Origin of the sequence: Thioalkalivibrio sp. ARh3 (assembly GCF_000377265.1) — a bacterium.
GTDB lineage: Bacteria > Pseudomonadota > Gammaproteobacteria > Ectothiorhodospirales > Ectothiorhodospiraceae > Thioalkalivibrio > Thioalkalivibrio thiocyanoxidans.
This window is the reverse complement of record NZ_KB897947.1, coordinates 721,619-743,566: the sequence shown is the minus strand read 5'-3', so window position 1 is coordinate 743,566 and position 21,948 is coordinate 721,619. Positions and strand designations below refer to the sequence as shown.

Annotated in this window: 24 protein-coding genes; 14 read left to right on the top strand and 10 right to left on the bottom strand. The window is 67.1% G+C overall.

The window, feature by feature from the left end:
* Positions 1-10: 10 nt before the first annotated feature.
* From C995_RS0103540 to C995_RS0103525, 4 genes are read right to left on the bottom strand one after another with little or no spacing between them, the layout of a single operon-like run.
* Entirely contained in the window at positions 11-2,089 is a 2,079-nt protein-coding gene (locus C995_RS0103540; protein ID WP_038080597.1) for a methyl-accepting chemotaxis protein, read from the bottom strand.
* Between the two features lie 35 nt (positions 2,090-2,124).
* Positions 2,125-2,703 carry a chemotaxis protein CheW gene (locus C995_RS0103535; RefSeq protein ID WP_018863624.1) on the bottom strand — a complete coding sequence of 193 codons (579 nt, stop codon included), beginning with the start codon at positions 2,701-2,703 and terminating at the stop codon, positions 2,125-2,127.
* Positions 2,700-3,065 (bottom strand): twitching motility response regulator PilH, encoded by a 366-nt coding sequence (pilH, locus tag C995_RS0103530; protein WP_018863623.1) that lies wholly within the window; start codon positions 3,063-3,065, stop codon positions 2,700-2,702. Before pilH ends, C995_RS0103535 begins: the two co-directional genes overlap by 4 nt.
* A gap of 38 nt (positions 3,066-3,103) precedes the next feature.
* Entirely contained in the window at positions 3,104-3,523 is a 420-nt protein-coding gene (locus C995_RS0103525) for a PleD family two-component system response regulator (protein WP_019623996.1), read from the bottom strand.
* Positions 3,524-3,726: 203 nt separating this feature from the next.
* Between C995_RS0103525 and gshB the strand changes: the two genes are divergently transcribed.
* From gshB to C995_RS0103470, 11 genes are all read left to right on the top strand, one after another.
* The gene (gshB, locus tag C995_RS0103520; protein ID WP_026278923.1) at positions 3,727-4,668 is read left to right on the top strand and encodes a glutathione synthase; all 942 of its coding nucleotides are present in this window, start codon (positions 3,727-3,729) and stop codon (positions 4,666-4,668) included.
* Positions 4,669-4,680: 12 nt separating this feature from the next.
* Complete coding sequence (locus C995_RS0103515; protein WP_026278922.1) at positions 4,681-5,736, top strand: FAD:protein FMN transferase; 1,056 nt, start codon at positions 4,681-4,683, stop codon at positions 5,734-5,736.
* Positions 5,733-6,107, top strand: coding sequence for a NusG domain II-containing protein (locus C995_RS0103510; RefSeq protein ID WP_018863619.1), 375 nt, complete (start codon positions 5,733-5,735; stop codon positions 6,105-6,107). The genes C995_RS0103515 and C995_RS0103510 overlap by 4 nt, the downstream gene beginning before the upstream one ends.
* 95 nt (positions 6,108-6,202) lie before the next feature.
* A complete protein-coding gene (locus C995_RS0103505) occupies positions 6,203-6,748 on the top strand; it encodes a Gx transporter family protein (protein ID WP_018863618.1) in 546 nt (181 codons plus the stop codon).
* A complete protein-coding gene (locus C995_RS0103500; protein WP_018863617.1) occupies positions 6,723-7,655 on the top strand; it encodes an energy transducer TonB in 933 nt (310 codons plus the stop codon). Before C995_RS0103505 ends, C995_RS0103500 begins: the two co-directional genes overlap by 26 nt.
* 58 nt (positions 7,656-7,713) lie before the next feature.
* On the top strand, positions 7,714-8,292 hold the full coding sequence (locus C995_RS0103495) for a YqgE/AlgH family protein (RefSeq protein WP_018863616.1): 579 nt from the start codon (positions 7,714-7,716) through the stop codon (positions 8,290-8,292).
* 18 nt (positions 8,293-8,310) lie between these two features.
* Entirely contained in the window at positions 8,311-8,703 is a 393-nt protein-coding gene (ruvX, locus tag C995_RS0103490; protein WP_018863615.1) for a Holliday junction resolvase RuvX, read from the top strand.
* Positions 8,700-9,224 (top strand): bifunctional pyr operon transcriptional regulator/uracil phosphoribosyltransferase PyrR, encoded by a 525-nt coding sequence (pyrR, locus tag C995_RS0103485; RefSeq protein ID WP_018863614.1) that lies wholly within the window; start codon positions 8,700-8,702, stop codon positions 9,222-9,224. The genes ruvX and pyrR overlap by 4 nt, the downstream gene beginning before the upstream one ends.
* On the top strand, positions 9,221-10,243 hold the full coding sequence (locus C995_RS0103480; protein WP_018863613.1) for an aspartate carbamoyltransferase catalytic subunit: 1,023 nt from the start codon (positions 9,221-9,223) through the stop codon (positions 10,241-10,243). Before pyrR ends, C995_RS0103480 begins: the two co-directional genes overlap by 4 nt.
* Positions 10,240-11,535 carry a dihydroorotase gene (locus C995_RS0103475; protein WP_018863612.1) on the top strand — a complete coding sequence of 432 codons (1,296 nt, stop codon included), beginning with the start codon at positions 10,240-10,242 and terminating at the stop codon, positions 11,533-11,535. The genes C995_RS0103480 and C995_RS0103475 overlap by 4 nt, the downstream gene beginning before the upstream one ends.
* A gap of 277 nt (positions 11,536-11,812) precedes the next feature.
* On the top strand, positions 11,813-12,712 hold the full coding sequence (locus C995_RS0103470; RefSeq protein ID WP_018863611.1) for a dihydroorotate dehydrogenase electron transfer subunit: 900 nt from the start codon (positions 11,813-11,815) through the stop codon (positions 12,710-12,712).
* A gap of 106 nt (positions 12,713-12,818) precedes the next feature.
* On the opposite strand, the gene C995_RS0103465 is transcribed toward C995_RS0103470, so the two are convergent.
* The 3 genes from C995_RS0103465 to C995_RS0103455 are packed head-to-tail and all read right to left on the bottom strand — an operon-like array spanning position 12,819 to position 16,215.
* On the bottom strand, positions 12,819-13,937 hold the full coding sequence (locus C995_RS0103465) for a PilT/PilU family type 4a pilus ATPase (RefSeq protein ID WP_018863610.1): 1,119 nt from the start codon (positions 13,935-13,937) through the stop codon (positions 12,819-12,821).
* Between the two features lie 27 nt (positions 13,938-13,964).
* Complete coding sequence (locus C995_RS0103460; protein ID WP_018863609.1) at positions 13,965-15,137, bottom strand: PilT/PilU family type 4a pilus ATPase; 1,173 nt, start codon at positions 15,135-15,137, stop codon at positions 13,965-13,967.
* 43 nt (positions 15,138-15,180) lie between these two features.
* Entirely contained in the window at positions 15,181-16,215 is a 1,035-nt protein-coding gene (locus C995_RS0103455) for a type IV pilus twitching motility protein PilT (RefSeq protein ID WP_018863608.1), read from the bottom strand.
* A 143-nt stretch (positions 16,216-16,358) separates the two neighbouring features.
* On the opposite strand from C995_RS0103455, the gene C995_RS0103450 reads away from it, so the two are divergent.
* A complete protein-coding gene (locus C995_RS0103450) occupies positions 16,359-17,072 on the top strand; it encodes a YggS family pyridoxal phosphate-dependent enzyme (protein WP_018863607.1) in 714 nt (237 codons plus the stop codon).
* Positions 17,073-17,086: 14 nt separating this feature from the next.
* Positions 17,087-17,905 (top strand): pyrroline-5-carboxylate reductase, encoded by an 819-nt coding sequence (gene proC, locus C995_RS0103445; RefSeq protein WP_018863606.1) that lies wholly within the window; start codon positions 17,087-17,089, stop codon positions 17,903-17,905.
* A 642-nt stretch (positions 17,906-18,547) separates the two neighbouring features.
* On the opposite strand, the gene cysQ is transcribed toward proC, so the two are convergent.
* From cysQ to C995_RS0103430, 3 genes are read right to left on the bottom strand one after another with little or no spacing between them, the layout of a single operon-like run.
* Positions 18,548-19,381, bottom strand: a complete 834-nt coding sequence (gene cysQ / locus C995_RS0103440) for a 3'(2'),5'-bisphosphate nucleotidase CysQ (protein WP_018863605.1) — start codon at positions 19,379-19,381, stop codon at positions 18,548-18,550.
* A 57-nt stretch (positions 19,382-19,438) separates the two neighbouring features.
* The gene (gene nudE / locus C995_RS0103435) at positions 19,439-19,984 is read right to left on the bottom strand and encodes an ADP compounds hydrolase NudE (RefSeq protein ID WP_018863604.1); all 546 of its coding nucleotides are present in this window, start codon (positions 19,982-19,984) and stop codon (positions 19,439-19,441) included.
* Between the two features lie 7 nt (positions 19,985-19,991).
* The gene (locus C995_RS0103430; protein ID WP_038080584.1) at positions 19,992-20,714 is read right to left on the bottom strand and encodes a hypothetical protein; all 723 of its coding nucleotides are present in this window, start codon (positions 20,712-20,714) and stop codon (positions 19,992-19,994) included.
* Between the two features lie 80 nt (positions 20,715-20,794).
* On the opposite strand from C995_RS0103430, the gene C995_RS0103425 reads away from it, so the two are divergent.
* Entirely contained in the window at positions 20,795-21,478 is a 684-nt protein-coding gene (locus tag C995_RS0103425) for an HAD family hydrolase (RefSeq protein WP_018863602.1), read from the top strand.
* Positions 21,479-21,948 lie beyond the last annotated feature (470 nt).

Genomic DNA, 21,948 nt, shown 5'->3' with positions numbered 1-21,948 from the left:
CGGCCCGACGTCAGGCGCGCTGCTCGTTCGGGACGGTCTCCTCGGGCGACGCATCGGGCTCGGCGGGGGCCTCGCCAGGCTCGGGCAGCGTCGGATCGGGGAGCTTGAAGTCCGACACCGAGGACTGGAGTTGCGCAGACAGTTGCGCCAGATCGCCGATGGCGGCCGCGGTGGACTGGGTACCCTGGGTAGTCTCCGAGGTGATCTCGCGAATCTCCCCCATGATCGAGGTCACGTTGCGCGCCATTTCGGACTGCTGGCGTGCCGAGCTCGCGATCCCGTCGATCAGGTCCGCCAGGTCCGCGGAAACCTGCTCGATCTCGGCCAGCGCCTCGCCCGCGGCCTGGGCCATCTCGGCCCCGGACACCACGTTGGCGGTACTCTGTTCCATCGACGATACCGCCTCGCTGGTATCCGCCTGGATCGCCTTGACCAGCCCCTCGACCTGTCGGGTCGCCCCGGAGGAGCGCTCCGCGAGGCGCTGGACCTCGTCTGCCACCACCGCGAAGCCGCGGCCCGCTTCGCCCGCGGCGGAGGCCTGGATCGCTGCGTTCAACGCGAGCACGTTGGTCTGCTCGGCGATGTCGTTGATCAGCCCGATGATGTCGCCGATCTCCTGCGAGGATTCGCCCAGGCGCTTGATCCGTTTCGCGGTTTCCTGGATCTGCTCGCGAATGGTATCCATCCCCTCGATCGAGCGGCGCACTGTGGCCGCCCCCTTGGAAGCGATCTCCACCGAGTTTCGTGCTACCTGGGCCGACTGCCCGGCATCCTGCGCAACCTTGTCGACCGACTGACTCACCTCGTCGATCGCATCGTTCGCCTGCTGGATCTCGCGGGCCTGTTCCTCGGACTTCTCGGCCAGCCCCAGCACCTGCGAGCGTGTGGCGGCCGACGATTCGCTGATATCCGCGGCCACCGTATTGATGGTCGCGACCAGGGTACGCAGGTTCTCGATCGCGTAGTTCATCGAGTCCGCGATCGCTCCGGTGAAGTCCTCGGTCACGGTCGCGTTGACGGTGAGGTCCCCGTCGGCGAGGTTCATCATCTCGTCCAGCAGGCGCAGGATCGCCTGCTGGTTACGTTCGTTCTGCGCCTCGGTCTCGGCCAGCTCGCGCTTGGTATCGCGATAGAGGAAAAGGCCCATCGCGATCAGCAGCAGCAGCGCCAGAGCACCCAGGGCAAAACCGACCAGGGCGATCACGCCCGCCTGCGCGGCCTCGCGGTTCAGGGCCGCCTCCAGGTCGCCGGTGACCTCCAGCATCACTCCGGAGCGGGCCTCGACGGAGGAGGCCGCCGCATTGATCTCGAAGATCTGCGACGAGGTATCCAGGACCCCCTCGACCGCCTCGCTGAAGGCGATGAACAAGGTGGCGATCTCCTGCAGCATGCGCTGCGTCTCGGCGTCATCGACGCGTTCGACACCGAGCGGTTCGAAGCCCTCGATCAGCCCGTCGAGGACGCGCCCGTACAGCGTGGCGTCGCGTTCGAAACGTTCGATCGCGGTAGCAGCCGCCGTGCCACCCTGCAGCACCTGGTTGAGGTTGTTGGCGATCCGCTGGATCAGCATGGTCTGGCGCGAGGCCACATAGACCTGCTCGGGGGATTCGCCGATCTGGACCATGCGCCGTACCACGTCGTCGGACAGACGTGCCAGCTCCGGCGAGAAGGCCTCCACCGCCTCGGAGAATTCCGTCACCTGCTCGATATCGTCGGAACCGACGATTACGGTAGTGACATCATCGCGATACTGCGACCATTCGCGATTGACGGCAGAGAGCTCGGTGGATACCGCATCGGGCAGCGGCAACAGGCCATCGCCGCCATCACGCAGCCGTTCGACCTGGTCATCGAAGCGGTTGCGCAGCTCCGTGATATCCGAGATCGCCTGCTCGGAACCCCCGGCCGCCTCCAGCGTACCGGTGGCCAGCCGCTGCGAAAGCAGCTGCATCTCGCTCGCCAGGGCGATGCGATCGCGATACTGGCTTTGTTCGAATTCGTGATAGGTAAAGGCCACGCCCGTCGCGATCAGGGCCAGCACCAGCAGCCCCCCGAGGACGATATTGCGCAATCGGCGACTCGATCCCATACGTCATACCCCCTGTTGCAGCCCGTCGCCTCCGCTTACACAGCAGCCGCGGTCTGTTCGGTATTCGGTGCCCCGGCCAGCTCCATGCCGGCAAAGCGATTGGTGTCATTCAAGAGCAGGTCCAGATCCAGCACCGGGTGCAGCCGGTGCCCGAGATCGAACCCGCCGGTAATAAAGGGGCGAACACTGTCGGGCACCGACACTTCCAGTCGCCGTTGCGACGGGATACAGCGCCGCATGCCCTCGACCTGACTCACCAGCAGCCCGGCCATCCCGTGTCCCTGGGGTGCCACCACGACGCGCTGCCCGGTCGCGTCATGCGGCAGGGGCGAATCCAGCAGCAGCTTGCCCATGTCGAACACCGGCAGGACCAGCCCACGCAGGTTCCCCACCCCCAGCACCGCTGGATCCGCCAGTGGCACGCGCGTCAGGGACAACGGGTCGGCAACCTCGGCGATCGAATCCATGTCGACCAGAAAACGAAAATCGGCGACGCGCAGCAACACCCCGCGCCAGCCCGTGCCGATATCCCGTCGCAGTTCGCGGTTCACGCGGCGCCCTTCGCGATCGAGACTCGCGAGCAAGGCATAGGGCGTGGACCGATCGACCTTCATGGGTTCAGATACTTCCCGATGGTCTGCAGCAGATCCTTTTCGGCCACCGGTTTGGTGATGTAGTCGCGGGCACCCTGGCGCATTGCCCATACACGGTCGGTGGCCTGGTCCTTGGTGGACACCACGACCACGGGCACATGCGAGGTCTCATCGGCTTTCGACAGCTCGCGGGTGGCCTGAAAGCCGTTCAGGCCCGGCATCACCACATCCATCAGCACCAGATCCGGAACCTGCGCCCTAGCCGCGGCGACGCCTTCCTCGCCGCTTTCGGCCGTGGTCACGGCGTGGCCATGCTTCTCCAGCATGGTGCGCAGGACATGAATCTCGGTCGGTGAATCGTCAACGATCAGGATGCGGGCCATGGGTCATTCCTTGTCGGCATCTTGTGGTGCGGCGGGTTTCAGCTTCCTGCCGGGCGGGTGTACTGGCGCATCGCGCCCAGGAGGTCATCCCGGGTAAAGGGCTTGGTGAGGTAATCCTCGGACCCGACCACACGGCCCTTGGCCTTGTCGAACACGCTGTCCTTGCTCGACAGCATGATGATCGGCGTGGCCCGAAACCGCTTGTTGTTCTTGATCAGGGCGCAGGTCTGGTAGCCGTCCAGACGCGGCATCATGACATCGATGAAGATGATGTCGGGATTGGAATTGACCACCTTGGCCAGGGCCTCGAAACCATCCACGGCCGTAATCACGTCCGCACCGTGCTTTTGCAGCAAGGATTCGGCGGTGCGCCGAATGGTCTTGCTGTCATCGATGACCATGACTTTCAGCCCTTGAAACTCGGCAGCCGAGTCCGCCTCTGCCAGTGCGTTCGCCACCCTGTTCCCCCCGAAGGCTCTCTGCGCCCTCGAATCTAGCGGAAGCGCGAGTCCGTGACAAACAGCACACAATGATATTGCCGCGGCACCCCCGGCAGTGGGCAGCCTACAACGAGCACCCTGCAGACGCCCTTGATCCGGGAATCCATGAACACCCCGATGGCGTGGCATACTCGGGGCACACCGACACCCCGGAACCGCTCGTGGCGCATGACATCGCTGTCCTGATGGACCCCATCGCCAGCATCAAGCCGTGGAAAGACACGACCTTCGCCATGCTGCTCGCCGCCCAGGCCCGCGGGCATCGCCTGCACTACCTGGAACCCGGCGACCTGTGGATCGACGCGGGACGCGCCCAGGTGCGAAGTCGCCCGGTGACCGTGCGGGACCAGCGCGAGGGCTATTACACCCTGGGGCCGGAAGACGAGGGCGACGCCAGTCGTTTCGATCTCCTGCTGATGCGCAAGGACCCGCCGTTCGACCTCGAATACATCTACGCCACCTACGCCCTGGACCTCGCCGAGCGGGACGGGGTGCGCGTGGTCAACCGGCCCGGCGCCCTGCGCGATGTCAACGAGAAGGCCTTTGCCACGCATTTCGCGGACTGCGGGCCACCCACCCTGATCACCCGCGACCGCGCGCGTATCCGCGCCTTTCTCGAGCGTCAGGGCGACATCGTGGTCAAGCCGCTGGACGGCATGGGCGGGGCCTCGGTATTCCGTATCCGCGAGGGCGACCCCAACCTCTCGGTGATCCTCGAGACCATGACCGAATTCGACCAGCGCACCATCGTCGCCCAGCGCTTCCTGCCGGAATACACCGCCGGCGACAAGCGCATCATCCTGATCGGCGGCGAACCCTACGACTACGCGCTGGCGCGGATCCCGGCCGAGGGCGAGACCCGGGCGAACCTGGCCGCCGGGGGGCGCGGCGAGGCCGTACCCCTGACCGATCACGACCGCTGGATCTGTGCGCAGATCGCCCCGGAACTGAAACGCCGCGGCTTGGACTTCGTCGGCATCGACGTGATTGGCGACTACCTGACGGAGATCAACGTGACGAGCCCGACCGGCGTACGCGAGCTCGATGCCGCCTGCGGCGACGACCTCGCCGGCCAGTTCATCGACTACCTGACCCGTCCCTGACCCCGCGAGGTGATGCCCATGCCGATCCCCCTGCGCACCCGCCAGGCCCTTCTCGGGCCGATCCTGCTCGCCGCGCTGGCCCTGGCCGGATGCGACCGCGACACACCGGACACCGAGACGCTGAACTTCTTTGCCTTCGGCACGATCGTGGACATCACGCTCTACCCCGCCGGGGCCTACGACCTCGAGGCGCTGGAGTCCGAGCTGCAGGCCGAGCTGGAGATCCTGCACACCTCCTGGCATGCCTGGGAGCCCGGGTCACTCGGGCGCACCAACGAACTGCTGGCGCTGCAGGCCGAGTTCAGCGCCCCCCCGTCCGTGCTGCCGCTGATCGAGCGCGGAAAGGAGATGGAGGCGCTGAGCGACGGCCTGTTCAATCCCGCGCTGGGCAAGCTTGTCGCCGCCTGGGGATTTCACCAGGACGAGCCCGAGGGCCCGCCGCCGGACGCCGAAACCCTGGAGGCGCTGCTCGAAGACCCGCCCAGCATGCGCGACATCGAGCGCAACGGCGTGCGCCTGCGCGGCCAGCACGCGGATCTGCAGCTGGACTTCGGCGGCCTCGCCAAGGGCCTCGCCGTCGAACGCATGCTCGACCTGCTGCAGGATCAGGGCGTGGAGGCCGCGATCTTCAACGCCGGGGGTGACCTGATGAGCCTCGGGCGACCCGCGGATCGAGCCTGGCAAGTCGCGATCCGCCATCCGCAGGGCGGCATTCTCGGGAGTATCGAACTCGACGCGGCCGAGGCCCTGTTCAGCTCCGGCGACTACGAGCGCGGCTATGAATGGGAAGGTGAACACATCCACCATGTGATCGACCCGCGCACCGGACGCCCCAGTGAAGGCGTCCACGGGGCCACCGTGCTGCACAGCGACCCCGCGCTGGCCGATGCCGCCGCGACCACGCTGATGATCGCCGGCCCCGAGGAATGGCCGCACTATGCCCGCAAGATGGGCATCGAGGCCGCCCTCGTGGTACTCGATGACCGCATCGAGGCAACGCCGGCGATGGCCGAGCGCGTGCGCATGGAGGACGACCAGCCCGCGCTCGAGGAGCGCAGGCTGCCGTGACGTTATCTGGTCTGCGCTGGGGCGACGGGGTAATCGCCGCCCTGGCCAGCGGCGCGGTGGTTGCGGCCTTTGCCCTCGCCTACCTGCCGGATACCGAGGCCTCCATGCTGGTCATCACCCAGACCGGAGAACCGCCGCGGCAGGAGCCCCTGGACCGAGCCCGCGAGATCGAGATCCACGGCCCGGCCGGCATCACCCGCGTACAGATCGAGCCGGGCCGGGCCCGCTGCGCCGACTCCCCCGGCACACGCAACATCTGCGAGAACAGCGGCTGGCTGCAGCGTCACGGCGAGGTCGCGGTCAGCCTGCCCAACCGGCTGACCCTGCAGGTCCAGGGCCGCGGCCCCGGCTACGACAGTATTCACTACTAAGGGAAACACTGATCAATGTACACGCTCGCGCTGGTGCCCCAGGTTTTCCGATACAAGGCGCGTCGTGCAGCGGGTAGTGTTTCCCTGGGTACGACGTGACCGCCTCCTTCCACGACACGCTGACGCAGCGCGACCGTGCGATCGCCGCGCTGGCCGCCATCGCCATTGGGGTCCAGGTCCTGGAGGCGGCGATCCCGAGCCCGGTGCCCGGGATCAAGCCGGGACTCGCGAACATCGTGACCCTGATCGCCCTGCTAACCCTCGGCTGGCGCGCGGCGGTCGCGGTGACCCTGATCCGGGTCGTCGGCGCCGCCCTCTTGCTCGGCACACTGCTGAGCCCCACCTTCTGGCTGTCGCTGGCCGGGGCCCTGGCCGCCCTGGCCGCGCTTGGCCTGCTAAGACCGCTCGCGCCGCGACATGTCGGCGCCCTGGGCCTCGCCATCGCCGCGGCGATGGCGCACATCACCGGCCAGTTCCTGCTGGCCTGGGGCGTGATCATCCCCCACCCGAACCTGCCACTGGTGCTACCCCCACTATTGCTGGCCGCTCTGATTGCCGGCAGCGTGACCGGTATACTGGCCGCACACGTGCTCGCAGACCCCCGGATCCAGCGCCATGTCCGTCTCGCACGGCATCCTTGAACCCGAATCCCCGCAGCGTCGCGGCCAGCTGGCCCCGATGCTGTTTCTGGCCGTGGTCGCGCATGCCCTGATCATCCTCGGCATCGGCTTCGCCGTGGACCCACTGGACACGCCTTCCCGCGAGCCCCTGGACGTGACCTGGGTGACCGACCCGGACGCGCAGGCGCCAGAGCCGGAAGAGGTCGAACGCATCGCCACCGAAGACCAGGCCGCCAGCGGCGAAGGCGAGGAAGTGCAGGAGGCGCTGTCCCCGGAGGCCGAGACCGAGGGTGTCGGCGAACCGGAACCCGAGGGCGTCGAAGCCACGCTGCCAGACCCGGGGCCGCTGGTCATGGAGCCCGCCCAACCGGAACCGGAGCCGGAACCCGAGGCCGTGGAGGCCGAGACGGACGAAGCGGAACCGACTGCCCCCGAGGTCGCCGAACCGGAGCCGATCGAATCGCCCGAGGCGGAGGAGCGCCCGTCAGCCGCCGCGCTGATGAACCGGGGCCTGGACACCGCGCGCGCGGCCCCGGCCGAAGAGCGCCGAGAGTTCTCCACCCGCGCCACCCGCACCCGCTACCTCGACAGCCTCGCCGCGCGCAGCGCGCCGGAGGCCGCGTATCTGCAGGCCTGGATCAACAAGGTCGAGCGCGTGGGCAACCTGAACTACCCCGACGAGGCCCGCCGCCGGGGCCTGTCCGGCACACTGGTGCTGTCGGTGCGCCTGAACCCGGACGGCGAGCTGATGGACATCGAGATCGCCCGCAGCTCCGGCGAACCGGTGCTCGACCAGGCGGCGATGCGCATCGTGGAACTCGCCGCCCCCTATGCCCCGTTTACCGAACAGATGCGCGAGGAATACGACGAACTCGTGATCACGCGGACCTGGGCCTTCCGCCGCGACCAGATAGAGCAGATTCGCTAGGGGAACATCCGGGCCCCGGTTCCTTGCGGCATAACGGAGCAGCGTCGATACTGAGCACATGACGCAAGCCCCCTCCAGCTCGAGCGCGGCCAGCCTGCGCGATCACTTCCTGATCGCGATGCCGAGCCTGAATGATGGCTACTTCAGCCATGCGGTCACCTATATCTGCGATCACGATGCCGAAGGGGCCCTGGGGCTGGTAATCAACCAGCCAACCGAGCTTTCGCTGCGCGATCTGCTACAACACGTCGATCTCGAACCTCGCGACGAGCTGCCGGAGATCCCGGTCTACCGCGGCGGCCCGGTCCAGCCCGAGCACGGCTTCGTGCTGCATACCGGCCAGCCCGAATGGCGGGGGAGCCAACCCATTACCGACTCCATCGTGCTGACGACCTCGCGCGACATCCTGGAGGCCATCAACGAGGGCCGCGGCCCGAACCGTGTCCTCATTGCCCTGGGACACGCCGGCTGGGGACCGGGACAGCTCGAGAGCGAACTGGCCGAAAACGCCTGGCTGACCACCCGCGCCGATGCCGACATCCTGTTCGACCACCCCAGCGCCGAGCGCTGGGCCGCGGCGGCGAAGCTGATCGGCATCGACGTCAACCTGATCAGTTCCGCGCCCGGCCACGCCTGAGGCGGGCCCGGCAACGTCATGGGGCTTCTGGCCTTCGACTACGGCCGCCGACGGATCGGGATCGCGGTGGGCGAGGAGCTGACCGGTGCTGCGCGCGGGCTGCGCACGCTCAATACCGATTCACCGGAGCTCTGGCCCGTGATCGACAGCCTGGTGAGCGAGTGGGCGCCCGAGGGCTTTGTCGTCGGCTGGCCTACCCAAGCGGACGGCAAACCCACCCCGCTGGCGAAACGCATCCGCGCGTTCGGGGCCGCTCTCGAAGCGCGCTACGGCCAGCCGGTATACTGGTACGACGAGCATCTGACATCGCACCTGGCCCGCGAGCGCAGCGGGCGGGGACGCCACGACCCGGGGCTGGACGCCCACGCTGCCGCGGTCATCCTCGAAGGCTGGTTTCAGGAGAACGCATGAAGACGCCGGATGTCCCAACCCTGCTCGACAGCATGGCCGAACAGACGCGCCAGTACCTGGCCAGGCACGGCATCGACAACCCGATGGTGGTCGGTATCCACTCCGGCGGTGTCTGGATCGCCGAGCACCTGCGCGAACGCCTCGGGGTGGAGAGGCCGCTGGGCAAGCTGGATATCAGCTTCTACCGCGACGACTTCTCGCGCATCGGCATGCATCCGCAGGTCCGCCCGTCCGAGCTGCCGGAGGACCTGGACGGCGTGCATGTCCTGCTGGTGGATGACGTGCTCTACACCGGGCGCACGATCCGCGCCGCCCTGAACGAACTGTTCGACTACGGGCGTCCCGCCTCGGTCACGCTCGCCGTGCTGGTCGAGCGTGACGGGCGCGAGCTGCCGATCGCCGCCGCGATCGTCGGAGAACACATGGAACTGGGCACCCGGGAACAGATCAAGCTGCGCGGCCCCGAACCCCTGCGCCTGGAGCGCGTCACCCTCGAGACCGACGGGGACGCCGACGCATGAGCGATACCGTGGTCACCCCGGCCCTGGCCGGGGCCACCCGCCTGCCGGAGCCGGGCCCGTTGCCCAATCGCCTGCAGCTGACCGATGACGGCCAGCTGCGCCACCTGCTGACCATCGAGGGCCTCAACCGCGACCTCCTGATCGAGATCCTGGATACCGCCGAGTCGTTCGCAAACATGAACGAGAAGGCGGTGAAGAAGGTCCCGCTGCTGCGCGGCAAGACCATCGTCAACCTGTTCTTCGAGGCCAGCACCCGCACCCGCACCACCTTCGAACTGGCCGCCAAGCGCCTGTCCGCGGACGTGCTCAACATCAACATCAGCACCTCCTCGGCGGTCAAGGGCGAGAGCCTGCTGGACACCCTGCGCAACCTCGAGGCGATGAACGTGGACATGTTCGTCGTGCGCCACGAAGAGAGCGGGACCGCGCATTTCATCGCCCGCCATGCTGCGCCCGGGATCAGCGTGCTGAACGCCGGCGACGGCCGCCACGCGCACCCCACCCAGGCCCTGCTGGACATGTTCACCATCCGCCGGCACAAGGGCGACTTCACCAAGCTGAAGGTCGCGATCGTCGGCGACATCCTGCACTCGCGCGTCGCGCGTTCGCAGATCCACGCGCTCAACATCCTGCAGACCGGCGAGGTGCGCGTGGTCGCGCCCTGTTCGCTGCTGCCGGCGGATGTCGATCAGCTCGGCGTGCACGTCTACAACGACCTCGACGCCGGGCTGAAGGACGTCGACGTGATCATCATGCTGCGCCTGCAGCGCGAGCGCATGGAACACGCCCATCTCCCCTCCGAGCACGAGTACTATCAGCTGTTCGGCCTGACGTCGCGCCGTCTGCAGCTCGCGCACCCCACCTGCCTGGTGATGCACCCGGGCCCGGCCAACCGCGGGGTGGAAATCGAGTCCGCGGTGGCGGACGGGCCGCACTCGGTGATCCTGCAGCAGGTGACCTACGGCATCTCGGTGCGTCAGGCCGTGATGTCCATGGTGATGGGGGCGCATCAGTCGTGAGCGTACTGATCGAGAACGTACGGATCATCGACCCGGCAGACGACTACGACGAGGTCGGGGCGCTCTGCCTGCAGGGTGCCGAGATCCTCGCGCGCGGACAGGTACCGGACGGCTTCGAGCCGCGAAGGCGCATTGACGGCACCGGGCTTTGGGTGTTCCCCGGCCTGATCGACCTGTCCGCGCGCATGCGCGAACCCGGCGAGGAGCACAAGGCCACCATCGCCAGCGAGACCCTGGCCGCCGCGCGCGGGGGCATCACCAGCGTCGTGATCCCCCCGGACACCGATCCGCCCATCGACTCGCCGGCCGAGATCGAGTTGATCGCACGCCGCGCACGGCAGGCCTGCGGGGTGCGGGTCTATACCCTGGGTGCCCTGACGCAGCGCCTGGAGGGGCAGCAGCTCGCCGAGATGGCGGCGCTGCAACAGGCGGGAGCCCGCGGCGTGAGCAACGCCCACAAACCGCTGTCCAGCCTGCTGGTGCTGCGCCGGGCCCTGGAATACGCGACCACGTTCGGCCTGACGACTGTACTGCCCGCTCAGGACCTGTCGCTGACCGGCTCGGGCTGCATGCACGAGGGCGCGGTCTCCACGCGCCTGGGCCTGTCGGGCATCCCCGAGGCGGCCGAGACCGCCGCGCTGGGTGCCATCCTGGCCCTGGTCGAACAGACCGGGGCACGCGTCCATGTCGCGCGGCTGTCGACGCGCCGCGGGGCCGAGATGATCGCCAAGGCGCGCGCCGAGGGCCTGCCGATCAGCGCCGATGTGGCTGCCCACCAGCTGTTCCTGACCGAAGTCGATGTCGCCGAGTTCGACCCGAACGGCCATGTAATCCCGCCGCTGCGTGCCCAGCGCGACCGTGACGGCCTGCGCGAAGCCGTCGCGCGCGGCGATATCAGCGCCATCTGCTCGGACCACCAGCCGCACGAGGCGGACGCCAAGCTCGGGCCGTTCGCCAGTACCGAGCCGGGCATCTCGGCCCTGGAGACCCTGCTGCCCCTGACGCTGCGCCTGGTCGAGGACGGGTTGCTGAGTCTCGGTGATGCCCTGGCACGCGTGACGTCCGGACCCGCCGAGATCCTTGGCTTCGAGCAGGGCCGGCTCGGTGCCGGCGCACGGGCCGATTTCGTGCTGTATGATCCCGCGGCGCTGCAGGAGGTCCGACAGCTGGACTGGCTGAGCACCGGACGCAACTCGCCGTTTTTCGGCTGGACCTTCTCCGGCCAGGTTCGCGAGACCTGGGTGGCGGGCCGTCCGGCCTGGACCCAGCCCACTAAGGGAAACACTGAATAATGTACACGCTCGCGTTGGCACCCCAGGTTTTCCGAGACAAGGCGCGTCGTGCAGCGGGTAGTGGTTCTACCCGCAAGCGGCGCAACGCCGGATCGGGGAACCTGGGATGCCAACCCCACAAGCCATTAAAGCAGGGGCTCGGCCGCTTTTGCGCGCGCACGGCGTTGCGGCTCCCTTGTGCAGAGTCACTGCACGGCAGTCACCGCGCCTTGTTCGCACGCAAGAGCGACTCGAGCGCGAGCGTGTACATTATCCAGTGTTTCCCTAAGGACAACGCATGACCCCCACCGACGCCGAACGCCCCCACCGCGGCACGATCTTCGAGGAGGCGGCCCGCATCCTCGATCACCAGGATGCCGGGGCCGGGCAGTGGATCCTGCGCGTCCAGGCACCGGAATGCGCGCAACGTGCCGCGCCCGGGCAGTTCGCCCATATCCAGTGCTCGCCGAACCTGCCGATGCGGCGCCCCCTGTCGATCCAGCGGGTCGACCGCGAGGCCGGGTGGGTCGAATTCCTCTACAAGGTCGTGGGCGACGGCACGCGGGCGCTGTCGCAACAGCCGGTGGGAGATTTTCTGAGTGTGCTGGGGCCGATCGGGGTCCCGTTCCGGCTGAATCCCGAACGCCCGCTGCGGCTGTTGCTCGGGGGTGGCGTCGGGATCCCGCCGATGATCTTTCTGGCCGATCACCTGCGCCGCCAGGACGAGGCGGGCCAGACCCGCGCGATCCTCGGCTCCGAGGTGCCGTTCCCGTTTCGCGCCAAGCCCTCGGAGATCCTCTGGCCAGGGCTGCCGGATGGCGCGATCGCGACCCTGCCGCTGCTGGAGGACTGGGGTGTGGCCTGCCGCCTGACCTCGAAGGCCGGCATCCCCGGCGCCCATGACGGCTTCGTGACCGATCTCGCCCGGGCCTGGCTCAACACGCTCTCGCCCGCGGAACGTGACCAGGTCGAGCTCTACGCCTGCGGCCCGCACCCGATGCTCGAGGCCTGCGCGGAACTGGCAGCGGAGTTCGACCTGCCTTGTCAGGTTTCTCTGGAGGAATTCATGGCCTGTGCGGTGGGTGGCTGCGCCGGCTGCACGGTACCGGTGCGCACGCCCGACGGGGTCGCGATGAAGCGAGTCTGCGTGGACGGCCCGGTCTTCACCGCCGCCGACGTGTTCCCGGAACCGGCCTGAGGAGCGAAACCCGGACCGAGGCCTTCACCCCGTAAAGCTCGCGGCGACGACCCGGAGTCTGAGTTGCAGGACGGAAGGTGATGCGGTTCGCTTCGCTCAGCGCATCCTACTTGTCGGGGAGTTCAAGGTCTTCCTCGGCCTCGTCGGCCGCGGCGACACCACCGCCGAAGTTCAGGCGCCATTCGAGATCGGCACGCGAGTCCGCCTTGTTCAGGGCCTCGTCCAGCATCACTCGGCCACCCTTGAACAGCTTGACGATGGCCTGATCGAAGGTCTGCATCCCCACCGAGCTGCCCTTGGCCATAATCTCCTTGATCTCGCTGATCTTCTCATCGCGGATCAGTTCGGAGATATACGGCGTGTTCACCATGATCTCCAGCGCAGCCACACGCTGGCCGTCCTTGGTCTGCAACAGGCGCTGGGCGATGATCGCGCGCAGGTTCAGTGACAGATCGGAAAGGATCTGCGAACGATTGTCTTCGGGAAAGAGATTGATCACGCGATCCAGGGCCTGGCTGGCATTGGTCGCGTGCAGGGTCGTCAGCACCAGGTGGCCTGTATCCGCATAGGTCAGCGCCGCGCGCATGGTCTCGCGGGAACGCACCTCGCCGATCATGATCACGTCCGGGGCCTCGCGCATGCCTTCCTGGAGGGCGTGATCATAGCTCGGCGTGTCAATCCCGACCTCGCGCTGCCCGACGATCGAGCGCTTGTGGGTAAAGAGAAATTCGATCGGGTCCTCGACCGTGAGGATGTGTCCGCTGGAGTGCGTATTGCGATGGTCGATCATCGAGGCCAGCGTAGTGGACTTCCCGGTCCCGGTGGCGCCAACAATCAGCACCAGCCCGTCCTGGTGCGCGACAAAATCCTGCAGTACCGGAGGCAGACCGAGCTGTTCGATGGTCGGGATGGACATGCGGATGAAGCGGATCACCATCGCGACCTCGCCGCGCTGGCGATAGACGTTCACGCGGAAGCGTCCCAGACCCTCGCGCGAGATACCAAAGTTGACCGCAGTCTCGCGCTCGAAGATCTCGGCCTGATGCGCGTTCATCATCTCGCGCGCGATGGTCTCGGCCTGACCGGGGGCGAGGGCCTTGCGCGAGATCGGCTGCAGGACCCCATCGACCTTGATGCTCGCGGGCGCGCCGGTCAGGAAGAACAGATCCGAGGCGGCCTTCTGCGCCATCAGGCTCAGGTACGGTTCGATCTGCAGCTGGCTCATCGCTGGTCTCCCGATGGGTGCGGACCGCTAGCGGACACTGTAGTCCTCGGGACGGTCGTCCACGGACAGGCCCTCGCCCTCGTCGGCCACCGCCGGTGCGCCGTCCTCCTGTGCACGCTGCGAATCGAGCTTGATACGCAGCCGCAGGTCGTTCACCGAATCGGCGTTGCGCAGGGCCTCTTCGTAGCTGATCTTGCGGGTCTCGTAGAGGTCGAACAGGGCCTGGTCAAAGGTCTGCATGCCCTGCTCGCGGGAACGCGACATCAGCTCCTTCATCTCGTGCACCGCGCCCTTCAGCATCAGGTCGGCCATCAGCGGGGAGTTGATCAGGATCTCCACCGCCGGCACGCGGCCCTCGCCGTTCTCCTGCCGCACCAGGCGCTGCGAGATCACTGCCTTGAGGTTCAGCGACAGGTCCATCAGGAGCTGCTCGCGCCGGTCCTCGGGGAAGAAGTTGATGATACGGTCCAGCGCCTGGTTAGTGCTGTTGGCATGCAGGGTGGACAGGCACAGGTGACCGGTCTCGGCAAAGGCGATCGCGTAGTCCATCGTCTCCCGATCGCGGATCTCGCCGATCAGGATCACATCCGGTGCCTGACGCAGGGTGTTCTTCAGCGCGATCTCGTAGCCCTCGGTATCCACGCCCACCTCGCGCTGGGTGATGATGCTCTTTTCGTGCTCGTGGACGAATTCGATCGGGTCCTCGATGGTCACGATGTGATCGGGGGCATTGCGATTGCGATGGCCAATCATCGCGGCCAGCGAGGTCGACTTGCCCGAGCCGGTCCCCCCCACGAAGATCACCAGCCCGCGGCGCTCCATGGTGATCTTCTCCAGCTGCGGCGGCATCTGGATGTCCTCGAACTTCGGGATCACCGAGTTGATCGTGCGCAGCACCATTCCGGGGCTGCCGCGCTGGGTGAACACGTTCACGCGAAAGCGCGACACGCCCTGCAGACCGATTGCGAAATTGCACTCCTGATGGCGCTCGTATTCCGCGGACTGCTTGTCGTTCATCAGTGCGCGCACCAGCGCCTGGGTATGCGAGGCGGTGAGCTTCTGCTCGGTCATCGGTACCACGCGGCCATCGATCTTGGCCGCCGGCGGCATGCCCACCGTAATGAACAGGTCCGAACCGCCGCGGTCCACCAGGGCGCGGAGCAGGTCGTGCATGTACTTGATCGCCTTGTCACGATCCATGGTGCTTCTCCCCTTGCCGAGGCCCCCAGGACGGGGCGCGGGCTCAGAACGAATCCGGGTTGGAGGCCTTGCGCTTGGCGTCCTCGCGGCTGATCACGCCCTGGGCCAGCATGTCCTTCAGGCACTGGTCCAGCGTCTGCATACCGGTGCCAGCGCTGGTCTGGATGGTCGAATACATCTGCGCGATCTTGTTCTCGCGGATCAGGTTCCGGATCGCCGGCGTGCCGAGCATGATCTCGTGCGCGGCGATTCGCCCGCCGCCGATCTTCTTCATCAGGGTCTGCGCGATCACCGCGCGCAGCGACTCGGACAGCATCGCCCGCACCATGTCCTTCTCGGCCGCCGGGAACACATCGACGATACGGTCGATCGTCTTGGCGGCGGAGCTGGTATGCAGGGTGCCGAAGACGAGGTGACCCGTCTCGGCCGCGGTCAGCGCCAGGCGGATGGTCTCGAGGTCACGCAGCTCGCCGACCAGGATGGTGTCCGGGTCCTCGCGCAGTGCGGAACGCAAGGCCTCGGAAAAGCCGTGGGTGTCGCGGTGGACCTCGCGCTGGTTGACCAGCGACTTCTTCGACTCGTGCACGAACTCGATCGGGTCCTCGATCGTCAGGATGTGGCCGTAGTCGTTCTCGTTGCGGTGGTTGACCATGCCCGCCAGCGTGGTCGACTTGCCCGAGCCGGTCGGGCCGGTGACCAGCACGATCCCGCGCGGATAGTTGGAGATCTCCTCGAAGATGCGCGGCGCCGCCAGTTCTTCCAGCGTGAGCACCTTGGAGGGGATGGTACGGAAAACCGCGGCCGCGCCCCGGTCCTGGTTGAACGCATTGACACGAAAACGCGCCAGCCCCGTGACCTCGAACGAGAAGTCCGTCTCCAGGAACTCCTCGTAGTCCTTGCGCTGGCGGTCGTTCATGATGTCGTAGATCAGGCCCTGGACCTCCTTGTGGTCCATGACCGGCACATTCACGCGACGCATATCGCCATCGATGCGCACCATCGGCGGCATGCCCGCCGAGATGTGCAGATCCGAGGCCCCGTTCTTGACCGCAAAGGCCAGCAGCTGCGTGATATCCATGCATCCCCCTGTACAACCGGGAACGGGCCGCCAGCCCCAGCGCCCCGCCCCGGGCGACGCCCTGCCGGGCCCCGCTGCGTGTGGCGGACACCACCCGCCTGGCGGCGGTGCCCTTACGTTTCACCGGACTATATCATAGGGCCATGAGCGCACCAGACCACGCATTCAGGGCCGTTCGCGAACGCATCGTTCGCGCCTGCGAACAGGCCGGACGCGATCCCTGCAGCGTGCGCCTTCTGGCCGTATCCAAGACACGTACGGCCGACGAGATCCGCGCGCTGCACACCCTCGGGCAAACGGCGTTCGGCGAGAACTACGTGCAGGAACTCATCGACAAGTTCGATGCCCTCGAAACCGGCCCGAACCCCCTGCGGCTCGAGTGGCACTACATCGGCGCACTGCAGAGCAACAAGACGCGCCCCGTGGCCGAACGCGCCCACTGGGTCCACACCATCGACCGCGAGCGCATTGCTCGCCGCCTGTCACAACAGCGTCCGGAACACCGGCCGCCGTTGCAGGTCTGCCTGCAGATCAATGTCTCGGGCGAGAGCCAGAAGGCGGGTGTCCCGCCGGAGGCCGCCGCCGCGCTGGCCGACACCGTCGCGAATCTGCCCGGGCTGACGCTGCGCGGCCTGATGACCCTGCCGGCCGCCGAGAGCGATCACGAGCGCCAACGCCAGCCGTTTGCCCGTCTGCGGCAGCTGAAGGACGAGCTCAATGCGCGGGGACATGACCTGGATACGCTGTCCATGGGCATGTCCGGCGATCTCGAGGCCGCGATCCTCGAGGGTGCCACCCTGGTACGCATCGGCACCGCGCTGTTCGGGCCCCGCAACAAACCCGCAACAAACCAGTAAGAACAGGAGTCCGCATGACGGAACACCGCTTCGAAGTCGGCTTTATCGGCGCCGGCAACATGGGCGAAGCCCTGCTGCAGGGCCTGATCCAGTCCGGCCACGACGCCGAGCGCATCGCCATCGCGGACAAGAGTGCCGAGCGCGTGCGCGATCTCCAGGCCCGCTACCCCGGGCTGCAGGCCGCCAGTCCCGAGGCGCTCGCCGAGGACAGCGACACGCTGGTGCTCGCGGTCAAGCCGCAGACACTGCCGGACCTGGCTCCCACGCTGCGCGAGGCCGTCACCCGCGGGCAGCCTCTGGTGATTTCGGTGGCAGCCGGCATCACCACGGCCCAGCTGGCCAGCTGGCTGGGTGACGGCACGCGTCTCGTCCGCGCAATGCCCAACACGCCGGCCCTGGTCGGCGCCGGCGTGACCGGTCTGTTTGCCGCCCCCACCGCCACCCCCGAGGACCGCGACACCGCCACCCGCCTGCTGGAGTCGGTGGGACGAGCGATCCCTGTGGCGGACGAGGAACTGATGCACGCGGTCACGGCGACCTCGGGCAGCGGCCCGGCCTATGTCTTTCTGATGATCGAGGCGATGCAGGAGGCCGCGCAGTCGCTCGGGCTGCCACCGGACACCGCGCTGGAACTGACCCTCGGTACCTTGGCGGGTGCAACCCGGCTGGCCGCCGAGAGCGACGAGCCGCCGGCGGAACTGCGCCACCGCGTGACATCGCCGGGCGGCACGACAGAGCGCGCCCTGCAGGTGCTGGAGGACGGCGACCTGCGCGGTCTCATGCGCCGCGCGATGGCGGCGGCGGCCGAACGCTCGCGCGAACTCGGACAGTAGGGGCTTCGTCCGCCGCGTTTCAGGCTGGGCCTGGTTCGGCATCTGGAGTTTACGTGCCTTCGGTCCACCGCCTGCCAAAAGTCCCGCGCTGTAGGGTGCTGTTGGTAGGGTGCTGTTGAGCGTAGCGAAACGCACCGTTCCGACGCCGGGGGAAACCCTGATGCGATTCGCTGCGCTCATCGGCATCCTACGATGGGTCTGGCGCCCGCTTGCGGGCGCGGCACGCCAGGGCCGTAGGCCGCGCGTGCCAAGATGTCCGAATACCCAGCCTCCATCCACTGGCGCGAACGTCAGAACCGCCGTTGTCTTGACCTTCATCCCCCCGTATGAAGCCCCTTGCGGAAGGGTCCTCGGGACGGAAGAGAGGCGCTGACTGTCTGAGCGAAGCCGAAGGCGTAGCGAGTTTCAGCGCCGCCGGCCCGAGGGCCCTGGAGCAAGGTCCCCGGGCGGAATCCGGGTGCCCTTCTTTGGGTACTTTCTTGGGCAAGCAAGAAAGTACCTCGCGGCGCGCTGGCGAGACAGCGCAGGCAGGCGGCAGGCCGAAGGCACGTAAACTCCAGAGGCCGAACCAGGCCCAGCCTCAACGACGCCGAGGGCCAACCAGCGCACATCAGCACCCGCTAGCTGGCGCGCGGGAGAAGGCTAGTCGTCGGGGAGGCCGAGGCGGCGCAGCCAGCGCGCCGGGTCACGAGCGCAGACCAGAAACTCGGGGTTGAGCATGCTCTCCTTCGTGTTGTAGCGAAGCTCCTGCCCATGGAGATCCGTCACATGCCCGCCCGCGGCCCTCACGACCGCGTGCGCGGCGGCGGTATCCCACTCGCTGGTCGGCCCCAGCCGCGGATAAATGTCCGCGGCCCCCTCGGCCACCATGCAGAGCTTCATCGAACTGCCCAGGCTCACCAGGTCGTGCGGCCCCAGGCGTTCCAGGACAGCCTTGAGTCGCTCGGCCCCGTGCGAACGGCTGCCGGCCACCAGCGGCCGTTCGCTGTCGATACGGTCGCGCGCCACCTCGATGGTGCGCGGGGCCTCCATGCCATCGCGCCGGATGGCGCCACCACCCGCGTGCCCCGCATAAAGACGCTGCAGGACCGGGCTCCAGACCACACCCATCAGCGGCTCGTGGTCATGGATCAGGGCAATGTTCACCGTGAACTCGCCCGTGCGCTTGACGAACTCGCGGGTACCGTCGAGGGGGTCAATCAGCCAGTAGGTCCGCCACTGCTTGCGGCGCTCGAACGGGACATCCTGCCCCTCTTCGGACAGGACGGGCCACTCCGGCGCAATGTCGCGCAGGCCCTGTGCAATCACGCGATGCGCGGCCAGGTCGGCCTCCGTCAGCGGGGAGCGGTCGTCCTTTTCGGTGACCGCAAAGCGGGTCTCGTAGATCTCGAGAATGGCGTGGCCGGCATCCTCGGCCAGGCCACCCACTTCCTGCATCAGGGCGGTCAGGGCCGCATCCCTGGGCGGTTCGTTCATCGGGGCGTCCTTGTGGTTCTACTGGTACCGGATGCGCGTACCTTGGCAGAACCCGGCTCAGGCGTCGAGAAAATCACGCACCATGTAGAGCGCCGCGATGGAGCGCGCCTCGGTGCAATCCTCGCGGGCGACCAGCTCGCCCAGCCGGTCGAGCGACCAGGGGACCACTTCGATGGCTTCCGGCTCGTCGCCCTCCGCACGCTGGGGGTAGAGCTCCTCCGCCACAATCAGGTGGGTCTCGTGCGACATGTAGCCGGGCGCGACGGTCAGCGCGCCGAGGTGGGTCAGGCGGTGACCGCCATACCCGACCTCCTCCATGATCTCGCGGTTCGCGGCCACCAGGATGTCCTCGCGGGCCTCGATCCGGCCCTTGGGCAGGCCGAGCTCGTAGCGGTGGGTACCGGCCGCGTATTCGCGGATCAGCAGCACGGTGCGATCCGGCTGGACCGGGGCGACGATGACCGCGCCGTTACCCCGGCTGATCAGGCGCTCGAAGCAGGTGCGCGCCCCGTTGCTGAACTCAAGATCCAGCTCCTCGACCTCGAACAGCCGACTGCGGGCCACCGTGCGGCGGCCCTGGACATCCGGTTTGTCTCGGCTCATCGGCAGTTCATTCAGCGTTGCGCAGGCGTACCTGGGTTCTCAGCTCGCCCTCGAACAGGGTGTCCAGGATGATGCCATGGTCGGACTCGACGACCTCGAAACCCTCCTGGGCCTCGGGCTCGGTATCTTCGAGACGCAGGTCCAGATCCCCCCAGTTTAAGGCTATGGTGACCCGCATGGGGAAGTAGCCGTCGAGGAAACGTCGCACGAAAGGCCCGTTCTCCATCTTGTAGACACCATCACCCTCGTGCTCGATCACGCGCATGCGCGCAGTGACACAGACTTCGGAGTCCTTGTGTACACCACGCAGATCGACACGGTCGCCCCGCGCCTCGGCCTGGTCGATGTTGGTGGTGGATTCGACCTGAAGGTCCTCGATTCGCTGTTCGTTGTAGGCAATGACCATGCGCCGGATCGGTGCGATGTCGTTGTGGCACTGGCGCAACTCGACCCAGCCGTCCTCGAGCGAAGACTGGCTCAGCGTGATCTGATTCTGATGATGATGAGGCACCTGCTCCGGCTCCTCGGTCAAAAACTTGATTTCCGGACTGGTCGTCTGGGTATCGTCCGGCGATACCGTATCGCCCCACAGGCTGTCATCCTCGAGCGGATCGTAATCGGGGTCGTCCGGGTCCATTGCCTGCGCCGAGAGCGGCAACAGCGCCAGGGAGACCAGCGCCAGAAGCAGGGGACCGGGGGCCATACGGGAATCAGGTACTATGGAAGCCATCGCAATTCACCTCCTTTGAGGTTCCGTTCGCTGTGGACCCCAAAAACCCCGAAAAAAATCCGAATCCGCAGGAATCTTCGGTGCATGTCGACTGGTCGCGCATCGATACGGTGCTGTTCGACATGGACGGCACACTGCTGGATCTGCACTTCGACAACCGCTTCTGGCGCGAGCTGATCCCTGCCGAGTACATCCGCTGCCAGCCGGATGACCCGGAATGCGCCCGCCGGCGTCTGGAAGACGAGATGCAGCGCGTGCGCGGCAAGCTCGAATGGTACTGCGTGGACCACTGGACCCGGTTCACCGGCCTGGACGTACTGGGACTGAAGCGTGAACTGGCGCACCACGTCACGGTCAAGCCGCATGCCGAGGCGCTGCTGGACACACTCTCCCGCGCCGGCCGCCGGCGTGTCCTGGTGACCAACGCCCATCCGAAGGTCTACAACTTCAAGCACCAGCTCACGCGAATCGGGGACCACCTGGACACGATCGTCTCCGCGCACGATCTCGAGTGCGCGAAGGAAGACACCGACTTCTGGGAGCGCCTGCAGCGTGTCGCTCCCTACGATCCGGCCCGCACCCTGCTGGTCGACGACAACCTGCTGGCCCTGGCCAGCGCAGCCCGGCAGGGGCTGACCGAGCTGCGCGGCATGCGCTACCCGGACGAACGCGGGGAGCCGATGGACTCGCGGGATTTCCTGCTGCTGGAATCACTGGCCGACCTGCTACCCGGGCTGCCGGGCGGGCAACGCCCCGCTACTTGACCGGGGTCGGCAGGTTGCGGATCAGATCCAGGCGGATCCGTACGTCACGCCCCTCGCACTCGCCGTCCAGCCAGTGATACCCGTCCGCCTCGCGCACCTCGCGCGGGGTCACCTTGCCCCGCTAGGGAAACACTGATCAATGCGCACACTCGCGTTGGCACCCCAGGTTTTCCGAGACAAGGCGCGGTGCGCAGCCGGTAGTGGTTCTACCGGCAAGGGCCGCAACGCAGGATCGGGGAACCTGGGGTGCCAACCCCGAAGGGGCTCGGCCGCTTTTGCGCGCGCACGGCGTTGCGGCTCCTTTGTGCAGAGTGACTGCACGGCAGTCACCGCGCCTTGTTCGCACGCAAAAGCGACTCGAGCGCGAGTGTGCACATTGATCAGTGTTTCCCTCGGCCTGACTGGAGTCAGGCTCGGCCCAGTTCAGCTGCAGGGTCTCGCCCGTGAAAATGGCGATCTCCAGGCGCTCG